A 15,571-nucleotide genomic window follows, 5' to 3' on the forward strand; every position below is an offset into this window, starting at 1 on the left:
CACAAAATTTTTCTTACTACTCGAAACTAAACAGCTTTTTCATCACTTCTTATGGATAAATTCGGTTCAACAAACGTGGGAATGGAATAGCTTCACGCACATGGTCAATACCAGCAATCCAAGTGACTGTTCGTTCAAGACCTAGACCAAAGCCAGAGTGCGGAACAGAACCGTATTTACGTAAATCAAGGTACCATGAATATTCTTTTTCATCCAAACCGTGATTACGGATTTGTTCTAACAAGAAATCATAGTCCGTTGCCCGTTCGCTTCCGCCAATGATTTCACCGTAGCCTTCTGGTGCGATCATATCTGCACAGATCACCACGTCTTCTCTTGTTGGATGTGGTTTCATGTAGAATGGCTTGATGGCTTTTGGATAGTTTAGAATAAAGACAGGTTGTTCGAATGAATTTGCAATGAACGTTTCATGAGGTGAACCAAAATCTTCGCCCCATTCGATGTCATCAAATCCATTTTTCTTCAGTAATTCGATTGCATCATCGTAAGTAATACGAGGGAATGGCAATTTTGTATAAGTTTTTAAGACTTCTTTGTCTCGTCCTAGTACATCCAATGCGTATTCGCAATGATCTAAAACATTTTGTACTAAGAAGGCTACATATTGCTCCTGTACTTCTAAACTTTCTTCTTGGTGAGTGAAGGCCATTTCTGGTTCGATCATCCAGAATTCAATCAAGTGACGGCGTGTCTTTGATTTTTCAGCACGGAAAGTCGGACCGAATGAAAAGACTTTTCCGAAAGCCATAGCAGCAGCTTCCATATATAATTGGCCACTTTGAGATAAATAGGCTTTTTGATCAAAGTAGTTTGTTTCGAATAGATCCGTTGTGCCTTCTGGTGCTGAACCAGTCAAGATTGGCGGATCGATTTTGACAAAATGATGTTGATTAAAGAATTCATACGTTGCACGAATGATTTCATTTCTGATTTGCATGATCGCATGTTGTCTTGAAGAACGTAGCCATAAATGACGATGATCCATCAAGAAATCTGTTCCGTGTTCTTTTGGTGTGATCGGATAATCGTGGCTCTCGCTTACTACTTCCACATTTGTAATCCCGATTTCATAACCGAATTTTGAACGGCTGTCTTCACGGATTTCTCCAGTTACTAGCACAGATGTTTCTTGGTGCAGATTTTTAGCTGTTTGGAAAACTTCTTCTGGCACTTCGCTTTTTACCACTACCCCTTGGAAGAAGGCTGTTCCGTCCCTTAATTGTAAAAAGGCAATTTTTCCGCTTGATCGTTTATTTGCGACCCAAGCGCCGATTGTTACTGTTTCTCCCACATGGTTTTTCGAATCGATGATTTGAATTTGTTCCACGTATGACTCTCCTTTTATATTCCTTGAATTTCTTCAGGATTAATTTTGACTTTTACTCTCAATAAATTGCTTGATTCTGCGTACCGCTTCTTCTAACGTAGCACGATCAGTCGCATAACTCATGCGGACATTTTCTGGTGCCCCAAAGCCTTCGCCAGTCACAAGTGCTACCCCTGTTTCTTCTAAAAGATCTTCTACCCATTGTGTGACATTCTCATACTTACACATGCGTAGCGTTTCTTTTACATTAGGAAAAAGATAAAAAGCTCCTTGCGGCTTTTCAAGAGAAACACCTGGCAGTTCTGCCACAAGCGGATATAACGTATTCAGGCGTTCTTCAAAGGCGTTCCGCATTTCTTCCACTGTATCTTGCTCGCCTTTCAATGCTTCAACAGCTGCATATTGACTGACTGCTGTCGGATTGCTAGTTGATTGGGAAGCAACAGCGATCATTCCATTGATAATTTCAGGATTCCCAACCGCATAACCGATGCGCCAGCCTGTCATCGCATAGGTCTTAGACACGCCATTGATGATGATGGTCTGATTTTTGATTGCTTCTGAAATCGTTGCAATTGGAGTAAACTCATTGCCATTATAAACTAAACGACCATAAATATCATCAGCAACTATCAAAATATCATTTTTTACTGCCCATTCACCAATTGCCTGCAGTTCATTCTTGCTATAAATCATTCCAGTCGGATTCGATGGCGAATTGATGATCACGGCTTTTGTTTTTCCTGAACGTGCTTGTTCTAACTGTTCAACAGTAACTTTCCAGTTATTAGATTCTTTCCCTTTCACAAAGACAGGAAGACCTTCTGCCAGTTTCACTTGCTCGCCGTAACTGACCCAATAAGGCACAGGAATGATGACTTCATCTTGCGGGTCCAAGATTGTTTGAAAAAGTGTATACAAAGCAAATTTCGCGCCATCTGTTACGACCGTTTGTGAAGATTCATAGACAAGTCCATCATTTTTCTTCAGATAATCAACGATCGCCTGCCGAAGTTCTGGGATTCCTGCTGTTGGTGTATAATAGCTAGCTTTTCCGTTGCGGATTGCTTCGATTGCTGCTTCTTGGATGTTTTCTGGTGTCGCAAAATCCGGTTCTCCCACAGTCAAACTCAGCACATCTCTTCCTTTTGCTTTTAACGCCTTGGCTTTTGCCGCAGCTGCCAAAGTAACAGATGGTTCTAATCGTTTCGTTCTTTTTGATAACTCCATCCCATTCATTCCTTTATCTATTAAATTCCCTTGATTGTCTTGACTTCATCTCCTGATTCAAAACCAATCAGGTAATAATTCAATTTTCCATTTGTTTCTTTTCCTACTACTTCCCATACAGGCTGATCATCGTACATTCCTAAAGCTGCTTTTTCGATTTGGATTTCAGGATGAGCTGCAGCAATTGTTTGTTTCGCTTCGTTTTCAGTCAATCCCTTCGTTTGATCCAATACTTTTACTTTTTCACCAGATTTAGGAATGATAACGGCGATTTCTTTTCCTTTATCATTCGTACCCGTCAATGAAAAGTACGTTTTCTTTCGAGTAAACCAGTAAAAATGATCGGCTTCCTCGAGATTTGCATATTTCTTTGCGATTTCTACTGCTTCTTTTTTCGCCTGGACCGCCGGACGACTGGAACGCAAGTAAAAAATCGAGCTGATCACGATGACCGCTAATAAAAATACGATCAAGCCAAGCAATACGCGATTAATCGTTTTTTCCTTTGTCTGTTTTTTCTTCAAGGGTCGTCGCTCCTTTATCTTCATTCCTTTTCATTATAGCAGATTTTAATGATGAAAAAAGACGGCACCTTTAACTTCCTTCTTCATTTTTCTTTAAGAATTCATGGATATCCTGATAGATTTCATCCATAGCTAGCTCTTTTATCGGTACTTTTTTCGGTAATGCATGGATGATTCGTGCACCATATTTTGCAGTGACTAATCTCCGATCCAAAATAAGTAATACGCCACGATCTTTCTCCGTCCTTATCAAACGACCTAATGCTTGACGTAACTTCAAAGCTGCTTTAGGCACGGATTCCTGATAAAAAGGATTGATCCCCTCTGATTCCAGATAAGCATTCCTAGCTTTGACCATCGGACGTAACGGGTTGTCGAAGGGTAAACGTGTGACCACAACAATCTGTAAAGCATCTCCAGGTAAATCTACACCTTCCCAAAAGCTGTCAGCACCAAATAATACGCTTTTTTCTGACAAAATGAAGCGTTTCAAAAGTTTTTCCCGACTCCCGCCAAATCCTTGAGCAAGAATTTCACGTCCTTTTTCTAGCATAGACAAATGCATTTTCTGATATACCTTTTGCAAAACATCATGAGAAGTGAATAAAACAAGGATCGGCCGATCTTCTTGTTCAATCAATCCTGTGAGTGCTGCTTCTAAATAATCAATATATGCTTGATTGCTGACTTGATGGACTGCAGGTGCTTCTTTCGGCACATAGATTCTTGCCTGTTTCTCGTAATCATAAGGAGAAGCAATCACTTTAAGAGGTGCTGCTTCAATGCCAAGTCGTTTAGAGAGATACTGTCGATTAGGTCCGATCTTCAGCGTTCCTCCAATATAAAGAATATGGTCATATCGTGGATACCACACAGTGGACGGCAACATAGCTGCTTGAAAATCATGGAGATGAAAAATCATCTGCTGTGCTGTATTCCCGGGAACGAACCAATGGATCAAATGATCTCGCCAGTCTTCTAGCCATTGGTCCATCAGCAAGTATTGCTTGTCTAATTGATCAAATAAGCTATATAAACTTGCTAAATCGATCCGCATCTGGTTGGTCCAACTTTCTTGGATAATCTCAAAAGTCAAGCGCATCTGTGATTGTAGTTGTTGGATCTCTTGATAAAAAAGTTGCAGATGATCCATTGCTGTCCCAGATTCCAGTGGCAGCTGATCCAACATTTCTTTTGTCATCATGACTTCTTCTGGATATTGTCCGTTAGGCTGCTTGCTGCTTACTAAGTTCATTAATCCCTCTGCCACGCAAATCTGCGCTTCGCATAGTGCAGAGAGTTCTTCTCGATAAATCGACAACCAGCGCAAGGCTTCATGTTCCTTCGGCAAATAACTTTGTATGCGGTCAAATAACTGATTCGGCTCTTCCAGTTGCTGGATTTGTTTATGGAAGTAGTTAATACTTAGTCGTTTGTCATTTACTTTTTCAGCAATTTCCGGCAAATGATGAACTTCATCAATCAACAAATAAGGACTAGCTGGAAGCAATGGTTCTTTTCGCTGTGTTTCTTGTACTAAAAATGCATGGTTGACAATCAAAAAATTGCTTTGTTTGATTTTCTTTTGCAAGAAACGCACAAAGTCTTGTTTGTAAAACGACTGATTCCTTGCTAAAAACCCAGTGCCTCTGTGCGCGACATCTGCAAAGAATGCATGGTTCAGATTGGTTAAATGTAATTCATCCAAATCACCGGTCTTCGTTTGTGTTAGCCAAACTAAGACAGCCATTTGGTACAAAGCATATTGTTTTTGTCCCGGCGGTTCCACAAGTGTACCTTTAAAACGCTGTAAATCAATATAGTGGCGATAGCTTTTGATAATCACAGGTTGTATCGGCTGATCTAGCAATTGATTCAGTAATGGAATGTCTTTTTCCATGATCTGCTGCTGCAAAACAAGCGAAACGGTGCTGATGACAGCTGGTTTTTCAGGTGTAGCCAAATAACTCAAAGGCAACAGATAACCAATCGTTTTGCCCATTCCTGTAGCTGCTTCGATCATCAAATCTTTTGATTCATCTTTTGTGAAATGGTCGTAGACAGCATTCATCAGCCTGTTCTGTTCTTTTCGATACATCAGTGTTTTACCAAACATTTTTTCTTTTGCTTGTTTTTTTCTTGGATATGTCCGCTCGCCATAATGGACGGATGTGAATAGTTCCACTTCTTTTTTCTGCAAAGCTAGCCCATCGATGATTTCTAATGAGAGATCAAGGGGCTCCGGGTTTTCTTTCATTTCTTCAAGCACGTGGTAAATGAAACGACTCGTATCCATTCCTGTATGGCTACTTAATCGTGCAATCTGCTCTAATGTGATGATCGGCAATTTCCTCATTCGTTCTTCGATCAGTAAAAGAAGCTGGCCTGTCACTTCGGCATCACTATCCGCCTGATGAGGATTCTCATGAATAAAGCCAAGGCTTTCTGACAAATCAGCTAAGCGAAAACTTGGTTCCGTCGGCAAGAAAATTTGTGCAAGTTCTACGGTATCGATGCCCGGTATCTTCAAACTAGGAAGTCCGCATCGCATGAGTTCATGGTTCAAAAAATTATAATCAAAATAAATATTATGCGCGACAAATATGGTGTCTGCCAAAAGATTGTAAATCGTTTGGGCGACATCTTCAAAATAAGGCGCTTTTTGGACGCGTTGATTCGTGATCCCTGTTAAATGCTGGATTTGTTTTGAAATCTTCCGCCCTGGATGAATATCGATCGAAAAACGTGAAGTGATCCGACCAGCTTCAATCATGACGCAGCCAAATTGGATGATCCGATCTTCTTTTGGATTCGTCCCAGTCGTCTCGATATCAACGACTGCATAAGTTCTTGGTTTCAAAATATCTTCCTCTTCTCCTGCCTCTAATGTTCTTTTGAAATTATACTACAAAGTGCAGAAAAATACTCTCATCGCTTTTTAAGGAAAAAAAGACAAAAAAGCCCAGACACGTAAATGTCTGGACTTTTATTTTTAGTATAGGTAAATTAAGCTTTAGTAACGTTTGTTGCTTGAGGTCCGCGTTGACCTTCTTCAACGTCGAAAGTTACTGTTTGGCCTTCTTCTAAAGTTTTGAATCCGTCGCCTTGGATAGCTGAGAAATGAACGAATACATCGTTTCCGTTTTCTGCAGTGATGAATCCAAATCCTTTTTCTGAGTTAAACCATTTTACTGTACCTGTTTCCATAATAAAAATCCTCCTTGTGTTTCAACACATATTTTGCAATTACTTGAATGGTGTATATCTGGAAGATGTTTATTTGAAACAAGCTACCACAGATTACCGAACAAAAACTACTTCTACAGTATATCATACCGTTTACAAAAACGCTAGAGTTTTTCGATATTTTTTTATAAAAAAATGTTTTCTCAGCGATTACATCAAGTGAAAAACCGAACTTTCTTAATGACAAACGTTCTATTGTTCAGATACCCCTCTTTCGATCCATTGCACCCCTTTAAACTAAAAAATTATTCTATCTGACTATTTATTGTTTCTGTTTCAACGGTTGAGGATGGGGAAGACTCTTTAGTAGGTCTGATGTTCTCATGGTATTTCTGATAGCCTATGACAGTGATCAGAAGAACAAGACAAACCAATACGATCAACGAGATTAATTTTTCTTTTTTGTTCATACCTATACCTCATAAATGACAGGATGATGCCCATCATATTTCTGAGCATGGGTAACAGCAAAAGCTGCAGCTGTTGAATGGAAGAAATGCCAGCAACTTTCGTAATCACATGACGGACAATACCAAAAATAACCAAACCTTGGCTGCAAAGCCCGTTCTTCTGTTTCAGGGAACGCAGAATCAAACGCTGATGTCTGCGCATAAATATTTTTGTACATACGTGCGCCTGTGCTTAGAGAACGCTGTGTTTCTTCTGCAAAAACTGGTTGACTTGTTAAACTTAGGGATAGAGACAGCAAACACCATAACAGTCTTTTTTTCATAAAGACCTCCTTATCGATAAGTTTTTCCCAATTAAAATCATATCTCAAGAACGACCGTTATTTGCATTTCATTCATAAATGGTGTTTTTTGTATCATAATCGTCAAAAAAGAGGTCGTGACGATGTCACGACCTCTTGATAAACGATGTTCCAGAAGTAACTTCTTCGGAAATAAGCCGAAATTTCACAAAAATTTGAGAAGTAATTTTCGTAAATCTCTTCTTATTCTTGATGCAGAACAGCTTTTTCTCTCTAATACTCAGGTCAAAACACTGATTTCACAACCTCTTTAATAACGAAGAATCGCTGTCAGACTCTTTTCATCTGGTGCATCTTTTTGATCCAAAATAAACACTTTCCCACCATTAATAATCACATCGTCTGCCAAAGCATTCAGCACTTGACGCCGATCATATTCTGTTTCAGGATCTTCTCCGAAACCATCAGCTAAGTTTGACGTAGCGATAAACAAATGGGATACTTTTCCTTCTTTCGCAGCTGGAACGATATCAACTAACTGATCGATGAATTTCTTATCTAAAAGTTTATTGTACTCTTTTGATTCTTGGGCTGCTAGTTCACTTGACAGCTTCTTCGCTCCTTCTTCGATATCTCTAAAGGATAGTTGTGCTGGAGAAGCAGAAATCGCAACGTCTGCACAATAGTAAGGATTTTTGGCGATTTTTTTGAACATCGTCTGATTTTCTGGTAGAGCGAATAAATAAATCGGCCATTGTTCAGGATTTTCGAAAGAATCCTTCAAGTACGTATCAACTGCTTGGTAATAGTTGACCCAATCGATCTCTACTTCTTCATCTTTTGGATTCACGCCATGGAAAGTAACGCCATCTCGGGCACCGCCCCCTCCATTAGAAGAGAAGTTCAAACCGCCACCTGTCAGTTCAGATCCCAATGCAGTAACAACATCGACCGGTGCCCCTTCTGGTAGAGACACTTCTTTTACTTGTTTGTTGCTGACTTCATACAATTTCATGGAGTCGCGGTTCAATCCCAACAGATAATAGGAATAGTTGAACTGTCCATTTTTGATAATGGCCAGTAAATAAGGAAGATCACTTACATAATATTGATCGTCTACCGGGATACTCAAACGATGGATATAGGTTTGATCAGCAGTTATAATGACCGCTACACTCGTAGTTGCACTACGCCAAAACGAAGGATCTCCTAACAAATTTTCAATTTTTTCTTGGAACGGGGACCAGTCATGCTCGGAATATTTTTTTTCAAAACGTTTCTTTGCTTCTTTTGCAAAATTTTTGAATTTGATTTGATCTTTTTCCACATCTTGATGTGCGACATGCGTATTCAGCATGATCGTGACGAACGGTCCTTTAGCGCCTTCTGAAGTCAATTGTGACAGTAGTTCTTTATCCTTTTTTGCCATAAACGTACCCCTCCTAAAAAAATCATTCCTTTGTGTCTATCTAAAGTCTACCACAACACTATTTTTCCATACAATAAAACGTATCTAAAAAAATAAAACGGTTTCTTTATTTGGGTATTTTGCAATTTTTTTAAGTTATCTTCATAATTTCCTCAATTATTTGGGTATAGTCTTCAACTATTCTTCATGAAAGGCTGTTAGACTAAGAAAAAGAATAAAAGAGGTGGACCTTATGCATTTGATTATGATTTTTAGTTTATTAAGTATCATCAGCTTGTTTGCTTTCAGCGCTTCCCGCTTATTAGAGGCGGAAACACAGCCTGTTCCTATAAAAGTACGAAAAAATGACCGCTAACCTTTTCATAACGCGCGTTCTTATCCTAAAGTTTTTTTCAGAAACATTGAAACTCTCTTCCCTCTCTGATAAAATTTTAATTTGTAGCGAAACAAATTAAATACAAGGAGATCGGATATGTCCATAAAAAAAACACGTCTAGTCCTATTATTGGCTAGTCTCATTCTTTGCCTTGCTTCTTTTCTACCATCTGTTGCTGTGCAAGCTGAAGATACTTTCAAAGTAAATGCAAAAGCAGCCTTTGCTGTAGATGCGCAAAGCGGTAAGATTCTTTATGATCAAGATGGAGAAAAAACCATGGGGATCGCTTCAATCACAAAAATCATCGGTCTTTACATCGTCCTTGATCAAGTAAAAGAAGGGAAACTATCATGGGATGATAAAGTTTCAATTTCAGATTATGCAGAAAATTTGAGTGTCACCCCAGATTTATCAAATGTTCCTTTGCATAAAGAAAACACCTACACCGTTAAAGAATTATTCGACTCTGCAATCATCCAGTCAGCCAACGCTTCAATGGTTGCCTTGGCAGAAAAAATCTCTGGCAGCGAAGCAAAATTTACTGAACGAATGAAAGAACAATTGAAAGATTGGGGTATCAAAGATGCAACGATCGTTAATGCATCAGGACTGAATAACTCTTATCTTGGCGAAAACCGACCAGAAGGTACTGGAGAAAACGACGAAAATCAAATGTCTGCTCAAGATGTGGCTATCGTTGCCCGTCATTTGATCTTGGATTTTCCAGAAATACTGGATGTATCTAGCACTACGACACAAATGTTTGGCGAAAACACGCAATCACCAGTAGAAATGGTCAACTGGAACTGGATGCTCCCAGGATTCGTGAATTATAAAGAAGGCGTGGACGGATTAAAAACTGGTACGACTGAACTTGCAGGAGCCTGTTTCGTCGGTACGATCACTAAAAACGATCAACGAATCATCACTGTCGTATTGAATGCAGACGGCCATGCGGAAAACCCAAGTGCCCGTTTCAATGAAACAGCTCGCTTAATGGATTATTGCTACGACAATTGGTCAGAAAAAGAGCTTGGAAAAGCCAATGCAAGTATCCCTAGTCTAAAAACCATTGATGTAAAAGACGGGAAAGAATCAACAGTGCCCGTTGTGCTTAAAAGTCCTGTAAAAGTATGGGTACGGAACGATATGGATACTGGAAAATTAACAATCACACCAACTCTTGACAAAAAACAAGTCACTGACAATGAGATCCAAGCACCTATGGATAAAGGAACAAAAATCGGTACCGCAACGATCACCTTGGCAGAAGATAAATTAGGTTATCTAGAAGACAACAACGCGCCATCCACAGAAATCATCACGGATAAAACCGTAGAAAAAGCAAATATTTTCGTTATTGGCTGGCGACGCGTCGCAGAATTTTTCGGTAACTTGTTTTAATTGAACAAAAAGAAAAAAGCATCTTTCCATGTGGAAGATGTTTTTTTGCTTTTTCTAGTTTAAATAACAGCTTTTTTCATCTATTTTCGTTATACTGTATAAGAAAAAGGAGTTGAATTTATGAATCTAACTAGAGATCTGATTTTTTTGGTTCTCTATCTTATTGGGGTATTCTCCATCGTTTATTGGCGAAAACAGAAAAAGGATCCTTCCTTGTTCTTTTACAGCAGTACATGGACGTTTGCGGTAATCTTGACTTATTTTGTCGTGTTGGAAATTTTTTATTCGACCTTTTATTTTTTGATTCCCTTAGTGTTTTTCAGTATCTTTGCCTTTTCCTATTTTTCAGAAAAGCGAAGGCTGTTGAATGGTCTTTTATTCAATGTTTTCCTCATTAGTTTTGGTATCTACTTGTTTGTCTTGCTATACGAAACACAAAATATTTTTCTTGGCGGACTGATTGCCTTGATCACGATCCCGTTACTGCTTGTCTTTCTATTCGGCATTTATGGATTGATCGTTTTTCTTTTTTGGAACGGTGTCACAGTTTTACGTAGAGAATCGCATTCATTAGCTAATCTTTTAACCTTGATACTAGCCATTTTTCTTACATTGTTTCTTGTTTTTGACTTTTTCTTGTTAAAATATTTACCACAATGGATAAATGCTTTGTTTTTCTGCATCCCATTAATCTTGATCTATCTATTTATCGTATTCTACAACTTTTTGACTGTCTCATTCTTGTATCAGTTCAACCGCCCTCGATACAACCAAGACTTCATCGTTGTGTTAGGCGCCGGGTTGATCAATGGAGAAACAGTTTCTCCTCTTCTTGCCAAGCGAATCAATAAGGCGATTGCTTTTTATGGGGCACAAAGCCGTGCGACATTAAATCCGCCTATCCTATTAATGTCGGGTGGACAGGGAGCAGACGAAAAAGTACCAGAAGCAATTGCGATGAAACAATATGCTATGGAACAAGGAATTCCTGAAAGAGATATTCTTGTCGAAACCAATTCGACAACCACTTTGGAGAATATGCGCTATTCAAAGGAAATCATGGATCAGCAAATGAAAGGTCCCTATCGCGCGATCTTCAGTTCCAACAATTACCACATTTTCAGAGCTGGTCTCTATGCACGACAAGCGAAACTGAAGGCAAATGGCATTGGGGCAAAAACAGCTTTCTATTACTTGCCTAACGCGTTTTTAAGAGAATACATCGCCATCTTGATGATGAACAAAAAAAGACATATGATCATTTGCGGATTGCTTTTCGCAGGTTCCGCATTCTTATCACTGATCACTTTACTTTTCTAAAAAACCAAGGTGTGACAAAACATATGTCACACCTTGGTTTTTTCTTTTATTCTCTTGACGATTGGCAAGAATAGTATTCCTTTTTTGACGGCTACTTGCTGTGCAGAATAAATACCGCTGTTTCCTGAACACATAAAGCTGATCAAGCAGATCATAAAGAAGTAAACAGCAGCTTGTGAACCAAATAATTCGATTCCCATCACAAAACAGGCAATCGGTGTATTTGTCGCACCAGAAAATACCCCGATAAAACCTAATCCAGCAAGAAAAGGAACAGAAACATGGAGCAAAGGCGCTAGTACTGCGCCAAGCGTTGCACCAATCTCAAATAGTGGTGTCACTTCTCCCCCTTGGTACCCCGCACCTAAAGACAAGACCGTGAAGAATAATTTCCCAATAAAATCATAAGCATGTGCCTGTCCATTAAATGATTCCTGCAGTAACGGAAGACTCAACCCAAGGTAACGTTGTGTTTGCAAAATCAACGCTGCGGCTACAACTACTGCTCCACCTATCGTATTTCGCCAAACAGGATGAGGAATCCATTGCGCATACCGCGCTTTTAAAAAGACGATCGAACGGCTGAATACCCAACCAATCAAACCAAAAGCAATCCCAGCAACAAAAACTTTGAAGAACAGCAACATACTCCATTCAGGAATCACACCCATTTTGTAATGTAGATGAGAAACACCATAGCTTTCTGTCATGAAATTTGCAAAAAGCGCAGCAAAGAAGCTAGGAAATATTGCTTCTGTTCGGACTTTACCGATTGCCAACACTTCTAATCCAAATAATGTTCCAGCTAAAGGTGTGCCAAATACAGAACTAAAACCCGCACTGATTCCACTGATAACCAAAATCTCCCGTTCTGCTTTATCCAATCGGAATAAATGCGCTATATTATCAGCTAATGCTCCCCCCATTTGAACTGCTGTTCCTTCACGACCAACAGATCCCCCAAATAAATGGGTAGTGATGGTCCCAAACAAGGTCAATGGAATGAGCCGCAAAGGGATCTTCTCTTCTCCTCCATTCCCTTGATCGATCACTAAGTTATTCCCACGACTAGAAAGACCGCCATGATACGCATAAAGATAAGCAAAAAGCGCGCCGCTGACTGGCAATAGATAAAGTAGCCAAGGATGTGCTAGTCGGATATCTGTCACGAACGTCAGGCTATTTAAGAAAAAAGCAGACAAGCTCCCCATGAATACTCCGAGAATCGCTGTGACCACCAGCCACTTCAACATGTACATCAAAATACGCACTGGACTCGGTAATTGTTTTTCCATAAAAACTTCCTCCTCAAATAAAAAAACGCCTACTAAAGAAAGGGGCTGGCCCCAGACTTTAGTAGGCGTCATTAGCTATCTTACGTTAGCATTTAAAGGCGAACACCATCACCTATTCACTTCCATTAAAAGATAGCATATTTTTCTGTAAAAAACAATAAAATTATCGTTCTTTCTTTACACGTTCAGCAAATTCATAGAAAGGAGCCAATTTCGTTAACTGTTGATTACATTGATCACTATCATGACAAATATAATTCCCCTTTTTCGTATACGTGCCATCAGAACCGGCTTTCGTTGTAGAAAGAAAGAGCGAGACATTCGATGTTTTCTGACAGATCGCACAGATTCCCTTATTAATCGTTGGTGATAAAGTACCGCTGATCCCTTTTAATTTTCCATCTTCGTAATAAACCATGAATTTTTTTTGCGTCCCTGGATCATTCCAACCGATGTACGTATGTGCTTGCAAGTCGATTTCATTCCAAGCGGGTTGTTTGAGTTTTTTCACTTTTCGGAATAATTTCTCGATTTGTGGTTTGCTCGGCTGCATAAACGGCTGGACGATTTGCTTCAGCTCCTCCAATGCTCGTTCTGCTTGCGTTTTTGTCAGTTTTACATCTAAAACTGTCGTTAAAAACGTATCGATTTCTGGTGGTTCGTAACCTAATACATCGCGAATCTTTTCAGCTGCTAGAGCCTGAACCGTTTGTACCGTTTTTGAGTCATTGACAGATGAGTACGCATTTAATAACTGCTCTACTTCTCTTTTTATAAAAAAATATTGATATGGTTTCATTGTTTGTTCCATGATTTTAAAGTCCTTTCTTCTAACCAAAGTGCATACTTTGTAGAAAAAAGTGATCTTCTGCAAAGTATGTGTTACCTGAAGATCCCGGACTCTTTTAAATAAGATACGTTTTGCATCTTATCATCACCCCCTTTAATGTTCATTCTTCTATGTACATGATTCATTCGATAAATAAAAGTAAACCGTATCTTGAGCAGATAGTCAACTGCAAACAGAAAAAGGACTGTGACAAAAGTCGTGTCAAAGTCCCTTTCTACAAACAAACGGTGTTCCAGAAGTAGCTTCTTCGAAAAATAAGCCGAAATTTCACAAAAATTTGAGAAGCAATTTTCGTAAATTCCTTCTTATTTCTTGAAGCTGACCCACTTCTGTCACAACCTCAATATGGTCTATTATTGGTTTTACCTGTTAAATCGAGGATTCTTTTCCGAAGTAACGTTGCCATCTCTTACGCATACTTGCTGACATAGGCTGAGCGGCTTCTTTGACTGCGCAGTATTTGTCTACGAATGTTACGATATATCCTTCTTTGTACTTAGGCGGTGCAATCGTTGCGCCCCACATGTGCTTCAAAATGATATCTCGCTCAAGATCCGACAAATCGGTGATTTTTTCTGCATTCTTTACAGCGATTCTTGGATGGATATACGCATGTGTGCCTTCATCAAATTTCGTCGTACGCCAATCATAGTAGAACAGATCATGCAAAAGTCCAGCACGCGCTGTTGCTTTAGCATTGCCACCCCATTTTTTTGCGAGCAGATAACTATAGTAAGAAACACTGATGGAATGCTCCAAACGAGTGGAATGAACATGCTGTGTGTAATTCGCTAATTTTTTCACTGCTTCTGTTTCTAAAAGATCTTCTACATAAGACATATATTCTTCGTCTTCACGCCATTTTTCTGTCATAATTATCGATCTGCCACCTTTTTGAATTTCATTTTCTTCTAAAATTGATCTAAGTATACCACCAGTGTTCGGATTATTCTAGTCGCCTTGGATAAAATAGCCAAAGCTTAATAGTTCCTTAATCATAAAGAAAAATGATAAAGAACAATCCCTGCCGCAACCCCAACATTCAACGATTCCGCATTTCCTTTCATCGGGATATATACGTTCTGATCAGTCAAAGACAAGATTTCCTGACTTACCCCTTGACCTTCGTTCCCCATGATTATTGCGAAGTTATCTGATTTTTCTACTTTGTCTAATGCGTGTGCTTCTTCATTTAATTCTGTGCCATACACTGTAAACCCTTTGTCTTTCATTAAAGGAATCACTTCTGTCAAATCTTTTTGCAACACAGGCAAATGATAATTGCTTCCCTGCATGCTGCGCAGCACCTTTGTACTATAAATATCTGCCGTTCCTTTGCCTAATAAAACACCAGCCATATCAAATGCATCTGCCGTACGGATCATCGTCCCTACATTTCCAGGATCTTGTACATTATCTAATAACAGCCAACCTCCTGAAAAATCTGGCGTGCCTTCAGCCGTTAACGCCATCACTGCTAAGATTCCTTGTGGTGTAGGTAGATCCGATACAGCATCCATGACCTCATCCGAAACTAGAAAAGTAGAAATCTCTTTGTTTGCGGCCAGCCAGTCTCCCCATTCTTTCATGCCTCGCTGTGTCACAAAAAGTTCTTTTATTTCTGCATCAGACGACGCAGCTTCTTCAATCAGATGGAACCCTTCCAAAAGATATTCTTCCTTTTCTTCCCGATATTTCTTTTTATGTAGTTTTTTTAATTCTTTGATTCTTGGATTTTTTGCTGATTGGATCTCTTTCACATTCCTCACCTCCCCATGATTATATCATGGAATAGGTGCTTGAGCTTGTTTCATCCTAAAAAAATCGGTATCATTAA

15 protein-coding genes and 1 riboswitch are annotated in these 15,571 nt (G+C 39.3%); of the genes, 3 read left to right on the forward strand and 12 right to left on the reverse strand.

Annotated elements, in window-relative coordinates; genetic code table 11:
* Positions 1-49 precede the first annotated feature (49 nt).
* The 8 genes from asnS to HMPREF2988_RS07775 all read right to left on the reverse strand — a co-directional run bounded on the left by asnS (position 50) and on the right by HMPREF2988_RS07775 (position 8,489).
* A complete protein-coding gene (gene asnS, locus HMPREF2988_RS07745) occupies positions 50-1,348 on the reverse strand; it encodes an asparagine--tRNA ligase (RefSeq protein WP_002291771.1) in 1,299 nt (432 codons plus the stop codon).
* A 39-nt stretch (positions 1,349-1,387) separates the two neighbouring features.
* Positions 1,388-2,578 (reverse strand): pyridoxal phosphate-dependent aminotransferase, encoded by a 1,191-nt coding sequence (locus HMPREF2988_RS07750; RefSeq protein WP_002291769.1) that lies wholly within the window; start codon positions 2,576-2,578, stop codon positions 1,388-1,390.
* Between the two features lie 20 nt (positions 2,579-2,598).
* On the reverse strand, positions 2,599-3,126 hold the full coding sequence (locus tag HMPREF2988_RS07755) for a cell wall elongation regulator TseB-like domain-containing protein (protein ID WP_002348809.1): 528 nt from the start codon (positions 3,124-3,126) through the stop codon (positions 2,599-2,601).
* Between the two features lie 46 nt (positions 3,127-3,172).
* Positions 3,173-5,962: a helicase C-terminal domain-containing protein gene (locus tag HMPREF2988_RS07760; RefSeq protein WP_070770354.1), complete on the reverse strand. Its 2,790-nt coding sequence runs from the start codon at positions 5,960-5,962 to the stop codon at positions 3,173-3,175.
* Positions 5,963-6,108: 146 nt separating this feature from the next.
* Positions 6,109-6,309, reverse strand: a complete 201-nt coding sequence (locus HMPREF2988_RS07765; protein ID WP_002294871.1) for a cold-shock protein — start codon at positions 6,307-6,309, stop codon at positions 6,109-6,111.
* Between the two features lie 284 nt (positions 6,310-6,593).
* On the reverse strand, positions 6,594-6,758 hold the full coding sequence (locus HMPREF2988_RS13790) for a hypothetical protein (RefSeq protein WP_002308683.1): 165 nt from the start codon (positions 6,756-6,758) through the stop codon (positions 6,594-6,596).
* Positions 6,759-6,760: 2 nt separating this feature from the next.
* The gene (locus HMPREF2988_RS07770) at positions 6,761-7,081 is read right to left on the reverse strand and encodes a hypothetical protein (protein ID WP_002291761.1); all 321 of its coding nucleotides are present in this window, start codon (positions 7,079-7,081) and stop codon (positions 6,761-6,763) included.
* Between the two features lie 289 nt (positions 7,082-7,370).
* Entirely contained in the window at positions 7,371-8,489 is a 1,119-nt protein-coding gene (locus HMPREF2988_RS07775; RefSeq protein ID WP_002294874.1) for a baeRF6 domain-containing protein, read from the reverse strand.
* A gap of 232 nt (positions 8,490-8,721) precedes the next feature.
* On the opposite strand from HMPREF2988_RS07775, the gene HMPREF2988_RS13890 reads away from it, so the two are divergent.
* The 3 genes from HMPREF2988_RS13890 (at position 8,722) to HMPREF2988_RS07790 (ending at position 11,589) form a co-directional block, all read left to right on the forward strand.
* Complete coding sequence (locus HMPREF2988_RS13890) at positions 8,722-8,844, forward strand: hypothetical protein (protein ID WP_002294875.1); 123 nt, start codon at positions 8,722-8,724, stop codon at positions 8,842-8,844.
* A gap of 117 nt (positions 8,845-8,961) precedes the next feature.
* A complete protein-coding gene (locus HMPREF2988_RS07785; protein ID WP_002308679.1) occupies positions 8,962-10,269 on the forward strand; it encodes a serine hydrolase in 1,308 nt (435 codons plus the stop codon).
* A gap of 120 nt (positions 10,270-10,389) precedes the next feature.
* The gene (locus tag HMPREF2988_RS07790; protein ID WP_002336519.1) at positions 10,390-11,589 is read left to right on the forward strand and encodes a YdcF family protein; all 1,200 of its coding nucleotides are present in this window, start codon (positions 10,390-10,392) and stop codon (positions 11,587-11,589) included.
* Positions 11,590-11,615: 26 nt separating this feature from the next.
* On the opposite strand, the gene HMPREF2988_RS07795 is transcribed toward HMPREF2988_RS07790, so the two are convergent.
* The 4 genes from HMPREF2988_RS07795 to HMPREF2988_RS07810 form a co-directional block, all read right to left on the reverse strand.
* Positions 11,616-12,884 (reverse strand): voltage-gated chloride channel family protein, encoded by a 1,269-nt coding sequence (locus HMPREF2988_RS07795; RefSeq protein ID WP_070770355.1) that lies wholly within the window; start codon positions 12,882-12,884, stop codon positions 11,616-11,618.
* Between the two features lie 55 nt (positions 12,885-12,939).
* Positions 12,940-13,006, reverse strand: a riboswitch (Fluoride riboswitch).
* Positions 13,007-13,047: 41 nt separating this feature from the next.
* Positions 13,048-13,695: a FusB/FusC family EF-G-binding protein gene (locus HMPREF2988_RS07800; RefSeq protein WP_002336521.1), complete on the reverse strand. Its 648-nt coding sequence runs from the start codon at positions 13,693-13,695 to the stop codon at positions 13,048-13,050.
* Positions 13,696-14,103: 408 nt separating this feature from the next.
* Positions 14,104-14,607: an HD domain-containing protein gene (locus tag HMPREF2988_RS07805; RefSeq protein ID WP_002296302.1), complete on the reverse strand. Its 504-nt coding sequence runs from the start codon at positions 14,605-14,607 to the stop codon at positions 14,104-14,106.
* A 122-nt stretch (positions 14,608-14,729) separates the two neighbouring features.
* Positions 14,730-15,494 carry a TrmH family RNA methyltransferase gene (locus HMPREF2988_RS07810; RefSeq protein ID WP_002294889.1) on the reverse strand — a complete coding sequence of 255 codons (765 nt, stop codon included), beginning with the start codon at positions 15,492-15,494 and terminating at the stop codon, positions 14,730-14,732.
* Positions 15,495-15,571: the final 77 nt, after the last annotated feature.

Origin of the sequence: Enterococcus sp. HMSC061C05, from assembly GCF_001814765.1 — a bacterium.
Lineage (GTDB): Bacteria > Bacillota > Bacilli > Lactobacillales > Enterococcaceae > Enterococcus_B > Enterococcus_B lactis.